14 protein-coding genes and 1 pseudogene are annotated in these 12,149 nt (G+C 46.5%); 14 read left to right on the top strand and 1 reads right to left on the bottom strand.

From position 1 onward, the window contains the following. The 13 genes and pseudogenes from RLO19_RS31150 to RLO19_RS31090 all read left to right on the top strand — a co-directional run. Positions 1-354 (top strand): zinc ribbon domain-containing protein (locus RLO19_RS31150; protein WP_446361683.1); only part of this gene is annotated, 354 nt, incomplete at its 5' end. A gap of 77 nt (positions 355-431) precedes the next feature. Continuing rightward, positions 432-710 (top strand): glutaredoxin 3, encoded by a 279-nt coding sequence (gene grxC / locus RLO19_RS31145; RefSeq protein ID WP_446361681.1) that lies wholly within the window; start codon positions 432-434, stop codon positions 708-710. 227 nt (positions 711-937) lie between these two features. Further along, positions 938-1,912 carry a glutathione synthase gene (gene gshB / locus RLO19_RS31140; RefSeq protein ID WP_446361679.1) on the top strand — a complete coding sequence of 325 codons (975 nt, stop codon included), beginning with the start codon at positions 938-940 and terminating at the stop codon, positions 1,910-1,912. Positions 1,913-2,003: 91 nt separating this feature from the next. Next, positions 2,004-3,110 (top strand): Gfo/Idh/MocA family protein, encoded by a 1,107-nt coding sequence (locus tag RLO19_RS31135; protein WP_446361677.1) that lies wholly within the window; start codon positions 2,004-2,006, stop codon positions 3,108-3,110. 134 nt (positions 3,111-3,244) lie between these two features. Further along, positions 3,245-4,531, top strand: a complete 1,287-nt coding sequence (locus tag RLO19_RS31130; RefSeq protein WP_446361675.1) for a mannosyltransferase family protein — start codon at positions 3,245-3,247, stop codon at positions 4,529-4,531. A gap of 154 nt (positions 4,532-4,685) precedes the next feature. Further along, entirely contained in the window at positions 4,686-4,997 is a 312-nt protein-coding gene (locus tag RLO19_RS31125; RefSeq protein WP_446337248.1) for an RNA recognition motif domain-containing protein, read from the top strand. A 168-nt stretch (positions 4,998-5,165) separates the two neighbouring features. Then, the gene (rpsU, locus tag RLO19_RS31120) at positions 5,166-5,369 is read left to right on the top strand and encodes a 30S ribosomal protein S21 (RefSeq protein ID WP_006099092.1); all 204 of its coding nucleotides are present in this window, start codon (positions 5,166-5,168) and stop codon (positions 5,367-5,369) included. A 23-nt stretch (positions 5,370-5,392) separates the two neighbouring features. Then, the gene (locus tag RLO19_RS31115; protein ID WP_446361673.1) at positions 5,393-5,890 is read left to right on the top strand and encodes a hypothetical protein; all 498 of its coding nucleotides are present in this window, start codon (positions 5,393-5,395) and stop codon (positions 5,888-5,890) included. Positions 5,891-6,042: 152 nt separating this feature from the next. After that, positions 6,043-6,291 (top strand): hypothetical protein, encoded by a 249-nt coding sequence (locus tag RLO19_RS31110; protein ID WP_446361671.1) that lies wholly within the window; start codon positions 6,043-6,045, stop codon positions 6,289-6,291. Between the two features lie 69 nt (positions 6,292-6,360). Further along, positions 6,361-6,594: an IS607 family transposase gene (locus RLO19_RS31105; RefSeq protein ID WP_446361669.1), complete on the top strand. Its 234-nt coding sequence runs from the start codon at positions 6,361-6,363 to the stop codon at positions 6,592-6,594. Positions 6,595-6,771: 177 nt separating this feature from the next. Continuing rightward, positions 6,772-7,059: pseudogene (locus RLO19_RS31100) on the top strand (RNA-guided endonuclease TnpB family protein); the annotation flags it as partial. A 142-nt stretch (positions 7,060-7,201) separates the two neighbouring features. Then, the gene (locus RLO19_RS31095) at positions 7,202-7,720 is read left to right on the top strand and encodes a DUF2518 family protein (RefSeq protein WP_446361667.1); all 519 of its coding nucleotides are present in this window, start codon (positions 7,202-7,204) and stop codon (positions 7,718-7,720) included. Between the two features lie 92 nt (positions 7,721-7,812). After that, positions 7,813-8,970 (top strand): iron-containing alcohol dehydrogenase, encoded by a 1,158-nt coding sequence (locus RLO19_RS31090; protein ID WP_446361665.1) that lies wholly within the window; start codon positions 7,813-7,815, stop codon positions 8,968-8,970. Between the two features lie 61 nt (positions 8,971-9,031). Here RLO19_RS31090 and RLO19_RS31085 read toward each other — a convergent pair whose 3' ends face one another. Continuing rightward, a complete protein-coding gene (locus RLO19_RS31085) occupies positions 9,032-9,241 on the bottom strand; it encodes a Nif11-like leader peptide family natural product precursor (protein WP_446361663.1) in 210 nt (69 codons plus the stop codon). A 174-nt stretch (positions 9,242-9,415) separates the two neighbouring features. Here RLO19_RS31085 and RLO19_RS31080 point away from each other — a divergent pair, with 174 nt between their 5' ends. Further along, positions 9,416-11,908, top strand: coding sequence for a substrate-binding domain-containing protein (locus RLO19_RS31080; protein ID WP_446361661.1), 2,493 nt, complete (start codon positions 9,416-9,418; stop codon positions 11,906-11,908). Positions 11,909-12,149: the final 241 nt, after the last annotated feature.

The raw sequence follows: 12,149 nt of genomic DNA, 5'->3' as shown, positions 1-12,149 counted from the left end.
TCATTTGCCGAATTGCACGGCTTCATTGATTACAAAGCTGTGTTGTCTGGAAGTTTAGCTGTGAAAGTAGATGCTCATTACACCTCTCAGGCTTGTCCGCATTGCGGTCACACATCTAAAGAAAATAGACCTAACAAGGGTTTAACTTTTGTGTGTCAGCAGTGTGGATATACTCTCCATGCAGATCTAGTTGGTGCTAGGAATGTTGCACTTAGAGTGTTGCTCTCTCGCCAAGAGTGGGAGAGTACGGGGCGTCTTTCAGCCGTCCCTGATGCTTCGTCGGACGAAGCCAAAGGCGAGCGCCTCGGAATGTACTCGCAGTTGAGGTGGACGATAGATGCAATCCCCAACTGAGCGCGAAGCGGAACCGTTAGGTGAAGCGGAGTAAGTTGGGGTAGTTGAAGAAATGTTGCTGACGTTGAGAAAAGATAATGGAACCCAAGGTCGAAATCTATACTTGGAGCCGCTGCCCCTTCTGTATAAGGGCTAAAGCACTGCTCAAGGAAAAGGGTGTTAACTTTGACGAATATTGTATCGATGGCGATGAACGGGCACGAGAGCAGATGGCACAACGGGCAAATGGACGCCGTTCTCTGCCACAAATTTTTATCAATGACCAGCATATTGGTGGTTGCGACGACCTTTATGGGTTAGAAATGCAAGGTGAACTAGATACCTTACTGCAAAATGGAGCAGGGGCGAGTCATTGATTGATAGGGGAGATGGGGAAGAAGTGTTCCAGAGGTAGCATACTACGTCTGGAATACTCAGGGTAGGTTTGGAATAAAAGTGATCATCACCAGCAAGACGAAAGTGGCTAAACCCGCCCCTATAAACCATGCCATACGCGAAGCGAAGGGTCACAACTCTCGCACTTCCCCAATCACCAAGATGTTACGATTAGCCGCAACTTAACAACTGAGGTAGGATTCCCCGCGTGAAATTTGCGTTTATCATTGACCCGCTCTCAAAGCTCAATCCCAGTCATGATACGAGTGTGGCACTCATGGAAGCTGCCCAAGCCTTGGGTCATGAAGTTTGGGTTACTCAGGCTCAAAAGCTAATGGTTGTCAATAATCAAGCTTGGGCAAATCTAGAGAAAGTGCAGCTAACCCCAGCCGAACTCGTTGAGGGGCGTTGGGTAGTCAGCGAACGCTGGTACGCAATCTCAGATACTGTCTCCCTTCCTTTAGAGGAGATGGATGCCGTTTTTATGCGGACTGACCCCCCGGTAACCATTCCCTACCTCTATGCGACGTACATTCTTGACTACATCAACCCCAAAAAGACTCAGCTCATCAATACACCGACGGGTTTGCGACGGGCAAACGAGAAAATGTACGCCCTGCAGTTTAAAGAGGTGATTCCTGAAACCATTGTTAGCCAGGATAAGTTGACCATCCAGAAATTCGTCGCCAAAAAAGGAGCAGCCGTGCTTAAACCCTTAGGTGGTAAAGCAGGGGAAGGGATTCTGTTTCTAGAAGCAGGCGATCGCAACTTGAATTCCCTAGTCGAAATTAGCACCAAATGGGGGCATGAACCCGTCATGGTGCAAACCTATCTTCCGGCTGCCAAAGAGGGAGATAAGCGGATCATCCTCCTCAATGGTGACCCCATTGGGGCAGTCAATCGCATTCCCACGGGTAGCGAATTTCGCGGCAACATGGCGGTTGGGGGTCGAGTGGCGGCGACAGAAATTACACCCCAAGAGCAAAAAATTTGCGCTTTACTCAAGCCAAAGTTACAACAAGATGGCTTGTATTTTGTCGGGATTGATGTGATTGGTGGCTATCTCACCGAGGTCAACGTTACCAGTCCCACAGGTATCCGCGAGATTGACCAACTTAATGGCACTTGCTTAGGCAAAGACGTGATTGACTGGGTTGAACAAACAAAACTAACTCATGAATGATCAGGTATAAGCTATGCCTCGAAATTGACTCTCGCCTGTTCCCTGTTACCTGTCTAATGACAAATAACGAATGACGAATGACGAATAACAAATGACAAATCAAATTGGAGTTGCTGTAATCGGGACTGGATTTGGACAGAAAATTCATATCCCAGGTTTTCAAATTTACCCCCGCACACAGGTGGTAGCGGTTTATAATCCTAACCTGGATAAAGCCAGGGCGGTGGCTGAATCTCACAACATTCCCCAAGCGTGCTCACGCGTAGAGGATATACTCGCGATGCCAGAGGTTCAAGCCGTGAGCATTTCTACCCCACCCTTTCTCCACTACCAAATGGCGCAGCAGGTGTTGCAAGCCAGAAAACACCTGTTATTGGAAAAACCGATGACCCTCTGTGCCACCGAGACGCGGGATCTCTATCACCTTGCCAATAAGCAAGGGGTTGTGGCGATGCCAGATTTTGAATTTCGCTTTGTTCCAGCATGGCAACTCTTGGCAGAACACTTAGAATCTGGCTATGTTGGTCAAAAGCGTCTGATTAAAATTGACTGGTTAGTCTCCAGTCGAGCCGACGCGCAGCGGGTTTGGAACTGGTACGCCCAAAAAGAGAAAGGCGGAGGTTCATTAGGCGCTGTGGGTTCTCACGCTTTTGATTACATTAATTGGCTTTTTGGCTCGGTGCGTCGGTTGTGCGCCTTCAGGAGTACGGCAATTCCAGAACGCCCTGATCCGGGTGAAGGGGGGAAGCTGAAACCTGTGGACGCCGATGATACTTGTCTGCTGATGCTGGAATTAGCCGATGGTACACCCTGCCAACTTTGCCTCAGTTCTGTTACCTATAATGGACGGGGGCATTTTATCGAAGTCTATGGCGATCGCGGGACGTTGATTTTGGGCAGTTCTAATCAAAACGATTATGTCCATGGATTTCATCTTTGGGCAGCACCGGCTGGTGAATCGCTGACACAAGTGGACATTCCCAAACGACTAGCATTTCCCCAAGTTTACCCTGATGGACGTTTAGCGCCCTTCATTCGGGTTGTGGATCAGTGGGTACAAAGCATTGATACAGGTGAACCCATGATTCTTTCGCTGCGAGAAGGAGTCTATTCGCAATTATTAATGGATTTAACCCATCAATCTCATCAACATAGAAATTGGGTAGATGTACCTAGTTTATCGAGTTTTTTAGCCTAATCCAAAAAGGCAAAGATCTCAGGTGTCAACCCATTTTCTCATGCTTTACCCCCATCGTGATTACGCTTACCGGCGCTCTAGGATTCAATGACTGAATTGGTGTTCTAGGAATTAGGGAATAGAAAAGCATCTACGTGAATAGTATTACTTTTGCCACGGTGATGTGGCTACTCAGCCGAATTGTCATTGTTATCGCTATGTTGGTGATTGCTCCCTTATTACCTGCGCCACTTGGGGGCATTCAACCGACGGTAAGTTGGGATGTCTTTTCCGCTTGGGATAGTGACCACTATAAAATAATAGCCACTTCAGGTTATGAATATGCTAATGATGGTCAGGGACATAATGTAGCATTCTTTCCCTTATTTCCCTTATTGGTTCGGGCGGTGATGAGTGGGGGATTGCCCTTTAATGTAGCCGGGACTGTTGTGAATAATCTGGCGTTTTGGGGTGCGCTAATCCTTCTGTGTGGTTGGGTTCAAGAGAGTCATGGGCAGAATGTTGCTCGCTGGACAACAGCGGTTTTAGCTTGGTGTCCTTTGTCTCTATTTGGCACAGTAATCTATACGGAGGGGCTATTTCTGTTGTGGAGTACAGGGGCTTTGCGAGCGTTTGACCGTAAACACTATGGTTGGTCAGCTTTATGGGGAGCCTTAGCCAGTGCGACACGATTACCCGGAATTGCACTATCCCCAGCGTTTTTGCTGGTGGCTTGGCGAGAGAAAAGATCGGCTTTCGCCTACCTTCCTAGCTTAGCCACCGCCGGAGGAATGGGACTCTATAGCCTCTACTGCGGAATTCGTTTTGGGGACATGCTAGCCTTTTTAAGGGTGCAACAGGCATGGCAACCTGAACAAGCTTTTTATGGACAGGGATGGTTGAAGATGCTGGTGCAAATTTCAGCAGGGACAGCCAACTGGAATCGGGGTTGGATTCAAGATCTGTGGCATCCCTTGATTTTTATCACAATTTGTGCATTGGGTTATTTATTGTGGCGATCGCAAAGTGATCTCACACAGCGAGGCACTCTTCAACCCCCGCGAAAGAGATCTCGTCTGCAACGGCTGTGTGTGGAGCAAGGGTATGGCTTTTACAGCCTCTTCATTCTCCTGTGGCTTTTAGCTGGAGATCCGCTAATTAATATGATTATGGTTTGGGGAGGTGGCTATTTACTCGTGCGAGAGCGAACAAAGCTTAGACCTGTTGCCGTCACCTATGGATTTTGCAGCTTAGCCGTGATTTTAAGCCCAGGTCGCACCATTTCTGCTGAACGCCATGCCTATGGCATTGTATCAATCGCGATAGCCTTAGGTCTGCTGCTGGCGCGTTATCCGCGATGGGGATGGGCAACACTCCTATTTTTCACTCTAGTGTTGGTCAGCTTCGCTGTGCGATTTGCCCAGCATCTCTGGGTTGCTTAGGTTGTAGATTAGGGAGAATGTCAGCAGGGTAGTGGATAAATGGTGTTATTATAATCAGCGAGGTTTATATTCGGCTGTATCGTTTGTTTTGATTTACGGACAGGCATGTCTCCGAATCATAAGTCTCTACATTCATTGGTTTTGGAGATACTCTATGTCAATTTACATTGGTAACCTGTCTTATGATGCTACAGAGGAAGACATTACCAGTATTTTTGCTGAATACGGCACGGTGAAGCGGGTTCAGTTACCCACGGATCGAGAAACAGGTCGGATGCGGGGCTTTGGTTTTGTGGAAATGGAATCAGAAGCTGAAGAATCTGCTGCTATTGATGCTCTAGATGGCGCTGAATGGATGGGTCGGGATTTGAAAGTGAATAAAGCTAAACCTCGTGAACCTCGGGGTCAAGGCGGTGGTGGTCGTCGCGGCGGCGGCAATCGCGATGGATTCTCTCGACGCTACTAAAACCGAATAATGCGGATGTAATCAGCCCATTAATGGCGGCGTTTCTCTACGTCTCCTAAAAGCTGCACTATCGAGTGAAATCAGCTTTTTGTGCTGGTTTCACTTGATTCATTCCGGCTAGGTGTGGTCAGGCATCAAGCAATAAACTCAAGCTGAGGAGGAAATAAAATGGCACAGGTAACTGTCGGTGAACATGAAGGGATTGAGTCAGCCCTCCGCCGATTTAAACAAGCTGTCTCCAAAGCGGGAATTTTTCCCGACATGAAGAAACATCGTCACTTTGAAACGCCGATTCAAAAACGGAAGCGCAAAGCCATTGCTAGGCATAAGCAACTGCGGCGGCTTTCTCGCTATCGCAAAAAACGTTTTTAAGTGTTCACTCTTGTGCAGTAATCATGACTCCTGAAGCTATACGCACGGTTTCTCAGCTAAGGCAAGAGTTTTATTATCAATTTGCCGCAAAGATGAACGTGCCAGTGAAGATTACAACCCGCAATCCATCAACGGGTAATCTGCCAATGGCATCTTGGATTGATGATCGGCAACGCATGAATTATCTGTGTGTCTATGTTCACACAGCTCCTGATGAATTACTCCCGGAACGCCCCTTTATTTTGCGAGTGTCTATTAATAAAGGGGCAGGTATCGTTCAATCGAGGCTGTGGGGACGGGATTGTCGAGGAATTAATCAAAGCTGGCACTTTGACCTAACACTATTACCTGAGGAAATTTTAGACTTTTGTACTTGGATTGTTAACTTAATTAAATCTCATCGGCAAACTGGTGTTCTAGGTGTCCCTGAACCTCCTCATCCGTTTGATTTCAAACTATCTAATAGCAAAATACTCATTAATGAGGCTTGGACTCAGAAAGCTCGACAGGAAATTAGCTGAATTCGGGGGAAGCCCCACGCCCTACTGCTCCGGAGACGTGGGATGAATCGCGAGTTAACCCCAATTATAAAATCGACCAATTACTCAAGGAAACGGGGATCGGGCAATAGGGAAAAGTGCAGGTATGGTAAGGGGATTCAGGAGAGAATAAGGTGGACAAAGATCATCTATCTGCCGAAGCGAGGGCAATACGCGATCGCTTATTTGGATGGGATAGTCCCACCCAAGCGCAACTCGAAGAGATTGGCACTGTTGAGTACCTGTGGGGACGGCTGCTAGATACTATACTAGAGACTTGTCCAGATAACCGGGAACGCGATCAGGCAATTGTTCAGCTAGAGAGTGTGCGAGAATGGACGCGAAAGTCAATTATTCGAGGAGCGGAAAGTAGGAATCGTTGATACTGGTTTGTATTGTAAAGTTTCAATAAGAATATAGTCAGATGTAGTCATGTTGTGTAATATATAGACATGAAACTTTCAGACTATGCCAAAAAAGCAGGAATAAGTTATCGAACTGCCTGGAGGTGGTGGAAACAAGGAAATTTGAAAGGTCATCAATTGCCGTCTGGTACGATTATCATAACTTCGGAGGCGATTGATGACAACTTGAAACCTGACTTGATAGCTTGTATTTATGCAAGAGTGGACAGCGCTCAAAACAAAGGTAATCTAGAGCGACAAGCAGAGCGGTTAAAAGATTAGGCCCGAGTTAAAATCTCACGGAGAATAATGCTACTAGCTGAAAGACATATTATTAAAAAAGGGCATCGTTTTTGGAGGGAGATAGATCCCTTGTGTTGGCAGTCTAAAAATCTTTACAACTCAGCCAATTATCTCATCCGTCAAAACTGGATTTATGGTCATGGGTATTTGACTTATTGTCAATTAGCCGGAATATCTGTGATTCTTCAAGAAGAATCCTATACCTCAGCTTCTAATTTTTTGAATTTAGATCCTCTCCCCGTTTATGGACAGATAACGGAGAAACCCGTTTTTAGTGGAAAAAGAATTAAACGAGGTTTATATTGTACAGACAAGGGGGTTCTTGTTCAATCTGATGTTATAGGTTCCTACAATATTTTACGAAAAGCATTCCCAAATGCGTTTAACCGCTATGGGATAGAGAGGTGCGTAGTTCACCCAAGGAGAATTAATCTCTCAAAGTAAAAGCGAAGGGAATTTCTGCAATGAAATTATGTCTGTCTATATTTGACTATACTTTTACCAACTATCTATTCCTACTCTTCAGATAACAAAACAGCAACGATGTAGCCATTGGTGTTTATCAAGTAGCCACACCTTATCTTCTATGCCAACAACGACTGACTTTCTCACGTATACCCAATGGATAGGCATTCTCACCCTAGTCTGCGGAGTTCTTAGCATCCTAGGTTTTATCTTTAAATGGGGCATCCGATTTCGGCTGGTGGGGATTACTGGCTTTATGGGGGTTCTCACAGGCGGCTTATTTGCGCTGAGTATTGTCCCGTTTACCCGTACAGTGGTTCCTGGTGCTGTGCCTTTTTCCTTAGTCTACGACAACGGAGGCAACCAAGCCGTCATCGCTTTACCCACAACAATCAACGAATCTCAACTTGAAGCCAGTCTGCGCCAAGCCGCCAGTGATTTGTATTCTTATGGGCGTTTGGGTGGAGAAACTAACCAACTGACTATTCGCGCCCGCACCGTGATCCACCCAGAACCCGGTATATCTAAACCCCTAGTTGTAGGTAAAATCAGCCGCTCGCTGGCTAAGCGTGATGATGAACAGATGACGATCAATATTTACAAAGAACGCTTGGCTCAATTACCAGACACCTCCACCTGACTTTTCAGGGGAAGTCTTGAAACTGAGTTGCTAGGGGAGATAGGAGAGATGAGGTAAGATAAAAATTCAATTAGCTGAATCCTCTGCTAAAAATGACTAACCCTGCTCCTCCCTCATTGCTGTCGCTCACAGTTGCCCCAGCGCAGGTGTTGCGCGGTGTCCCGGCATTAGCACAATCTGGAGAGGCGATCGCGTCTTTGGGTCATCGTCCCCTGATTGTCGGTGGGAATCATACCTTGGCGACGTTATCACCACAGCTAGAACCCATCTTGAAACAGCCGCCGTTAAACTGTGCTACGGCATCCTATAGTCCGGATTGCAGTGAAGTCTCCCTCGCATCCCTGCAAGAAGCAGTTACCCGCCATCAAGCCGACTTAATTATCGGTGTGGGTGGCGGCAAAGCCTTGGACACGGCTAAACTCTTAGCCCATCAGTGCCAACTTCCAGTTGTCACAATTCCCACCTCTGCCGCCACCTGTGCCGCTTGGACGGCGCTTTCCAATATTTACTCGAACGAGGGAGCTTTCCTGTACGATGTGAGTCTGAATCGTTGCCCAGATTTGCTCATCCTGGATTATAGCTTGATTGAAACAGCCCCCCAACGTACCTTAGTAGCAGGAATTGGAGACGCCTTAGCGAAATGGTATGAGGCATCCGTGAGTAGTGCTCATTCGGATCAAACTTTAATTATTGCAGGGGTACAACAGGCGAGGGTGCTACGGGATATCCTATTTCAAAAGTCAGCAGACGCCCTAAAAACACCAGGGAGTGAGGTTTGGCGAGATGTGGTTGATGCCACAGTCTTGCTAGCGGGTGTAATTGGTGGTTTAGGTGGGGCGCAGTGTCGTACTGTGGCGGCTCATGCTGTGCATAATGGTTTAACCCATCTTAGAGGCTCTCACAGTGCCTTACATGGGGAGAAAGTCGCCTATGGAATTTTGGTGCAATTGCGCTTAGAAGAAATGGTGCAAGGGAATCAACTCGCCGCCTCAGCAAGGCAACAGTTATTGAAGTTTTATCGCGAAATCGGTTTACCCCAAACCCTGGATGATTTGGGTTTAGGGAATATCACTTTGGCACAGTTGCGCCAGGGGGCGGATATTGCTTGCCAGCCTAATTCTGATATCCACAGATTACCCTTTGATGTGACACCCGAACAGCTTATGGCAGCGATGGTATCTACAACTACGCCTGTAGATAAAAATTGCAGTCCAGTTTTATCCGCAGCGATGAATGATAAACAAGACTAATGAGGAATGGGGTGTGTCATCGTTCCAAAAACTTGCTCAATCTATATCATACTTTAATCCATTACAATCCTGGAATTTCTGACAACTTACCCTCGACTTCTTCAACAGAAAACCCGGTCATTTCTTGCCATTCTTCCACAGTGAAATCATAACCCCGTTCTTTTGCCATTTGGATAAATGCGTCTACGTTGGGGGCGGCTCTGAGTTCCTCTTTTAAAGAGGGGTTCGCTTGAGCATCTCGAAACAGCTTCGCCACTTGCTCCTTTGCCATTTCTAGTAACTCCTAATTTGACTAAATAATGCTACACTAGCAGACTTCGGATTCTAGGAAAAGCAAATTTTGTTAAATTTATCAACGCTTTGGGAAACGACCAATTATATTAACACCGTGGCTATGGCAAGATAGCAGTACACCGCCTAACAAGGCTTGGCAGGAGCAGCAGTTATGGTTAAGGGTAACCCAAAAGGGTTTCTGGGACGCTTATTTCAACAATTTCGCAGCGTTGAAGGAAGTCGGATTTTCCATGGCTTCAAGACGATCCCAGGTCGCTTTCGAGCAATCCTGATCAGGTTCGTCCCAGCGCGTTTACTCTGGTTAGTGCCGTTTCTGCAAGATGAACTGAAGCAGCGTGCGCCGAGTCTAGATGAACTCAAAGATCGGTTGGCGGGTAAAACGAAACCGGGTGAAGGATTAGAAGCCGAAGCAGAAGGCGGCGTGGTGACAGAAGTCGTCGTTCCGCCCGGAGTGAAGTCCCTCTATCCGGAGTATCGCTGTGTGCGAGGAAATCCATTTTACTGTGAATGGGTGCAACAAACCCTGCTCGAACAACCCGGTGCCAACTATTGTCGCCAATGTGGATTTCTTACCCTGTTACCGCCAGAAACGAAAATTCGGGGAATTCGGGGAACCTATCAAATTGAACGCTTCCTCAAAAATCGGGGTCGAGGTCGTCTTTATCAAGCCTTGCAACTCCCCACTCGCCAACCTGTGGTCATCAAGGAATACGTTTTACCCGATCGCTATTTTAATCTCCAAGAAAGCCAGTTACGCAAAGAAGCCTTTGTCAATCTCGCTGGCGTCACTTTAGCTGATGGGCGGGTGCAAGACTTTCGCCTCGTCTCCCCTTGGGACGCGATCGCAGATCCACGTTTTGAACGCTGCTATTTAGTCAGCCAAGGGGTTTTAGATACCTATCCTACCCTAGCCAGTTACTTGGCGCAAACTGGGGCAATGACCAGTTATCAGGTGCGACAGATCCTGGAACAAGTTCTGCAAAGTTTGGAATTTCTCCATGGACAAAAATTTCGTCTCCCTTCGGGTTTAGTTCAACAAGGACTCACGGATGGCAATATCAGTTTAGATAGCTTGCTAATTGTTCCCAGTTTCCAAGGCTTTTTTATCTATTTGTGTGACCTACTCTTGTGGGAAGGACGATTTGATCCGCCATTACTTGAACGTCCTTTGTTATTCCCAAAAAAGGATTTACAAGACTTGGGGTATGTCGCATTTTACCTTTTAAACGGTGGCACCCATGATCCGGTGACGCTGCAACCCTTCAATCCCCGGATTATAAAGCATTGGCCCCTCATTCAACCCGCGTTCAAAGACTATATTTTATCCCTAATTGGCATTGGCACCTCATCCTTTGAAACCGCAGAAATTGCTCGCCGCGCTTTATTACACTTGCCCCCCGAACCGCAAATTATTCCCCCTTTCTCCCAACCGGAAGTAGAAGCCGAGGTCAAGAAAAAGAAATGGCGGTTTTGGCGTCCTCGGTTATTCTGGCTCCTTTTAGCACTGCTGTTGTTGGGATTATTAATCTGGTGGCTATTGGGGAGAAATCAACCTCAAACCACGATGGAAACTGAACCATTTCCCTGCTGTATTGAACAGGTGTCAGGGATTCCGACGGGAACATTTACCTATACGGCGGAAGAAGACGGGGCGTGGGATTATATTCTGGAGCAACCCAATTTAATTGCCAAGGATACCACCTTGGCGAGTGAATTGTATCAGCGTCAACCAAAATTAGAATTAAACTATCAATCCGTCCCCACTTGGACAGACGCGATCGCACAGGTTCGATCCGAAGAAGCGGAGTTTGCGATCGCGACTCCCCTGAATCGGTTAGGATTTGCCTTAGACGCACAAGAAGTGGCTCATGATGGCTTAGTTGTCTTTGTCGCCTTCAGTTATGCTCAACGGGAAAACAGTTTACCCGCCGCCTTAAATGGGCAAATTAGCTTTGAGCAATTACGCCAACTCTACACAAGAGAGATTACCAATTGGCAAGAATTAGGTGGACCGGATCTCCCTGTTCAACTTTATGTTCCCCTCAGTGATCAGGCAATTCAACTGTTTAAGCAGCGTGTTTTACAAGAGAATACCAATACTGATAATATTGCCCAATTTGAAGCCCTCCTGCAACAAAGTAACCAACCGACTCGCTCATTTGCTAACTTAGGTCGTCCCCCGATTATCCGCACCCAAACCTTTGAGACATTGCGACAAGTCATTGGAGATTTTGAACAGAGAAATATTGGCGCGATCGGATTTGATTCCCTGAGTAAAGTGTTAGGACAATGTTCGGTCTATCCCTTAGCTATCGTTGACGGGGAAAAGCCTGGGATTTCACCCTTGGTACAAGATAACCAGCAACCAATTACCCCAAACACTGACTTATGTAATTCTAAAGGCAGTTATGGAGCTAATGTTGAGGCATTGATTAGTCAAACCTATCCCTTAGCTTATCCCTTAGCCGTTATTTATCCCAGAGATAATAGTCGTCCCCCCATTGGGAGAAAGTTTGCTGAAATTCTCAGAACTGAACAGGCGCAATGTTTATTGTCTAAAACCGGATTAGTCCCACTGCAACCCTATCTAGATTCTACCTACTGTACCCAGGAATTAGAAAGCGCTGAACCTGATAACGGATGAATAAGTTGGGCAAAATTAACCTTTGAAGTGCGGAATGTGGGTTACAGCATTGCAATTATGGGCAATCGTCAGGACAACATGATATAAAGGTTGACATCCTCACCATGCCGTAGGGGTTTGGTAACCAAACCTCTACTTAACAAATTGTATTAGAAGGAAAACTTATCAGAGCCAAAAGAAATTTTAACCATTGTCCTGTATCAAGTTTGACAAATTGCCGTCATAATCAATGGATAGGCAA

Source organism: Coleofasciculus sp. G2-EDA-02 (genome assembly GCF_040226375.1).
Lineage (GTDB): Bacteria > Cyanobacteriota > Cyanobacteriia > Cyanobacteriales > Coleofasciculaceae > Coleofasciculus.
Note: the sequence above shows the minus strand (reverse complement) of the source record. Positions and strands in the feature narration are given on the sequence as shown.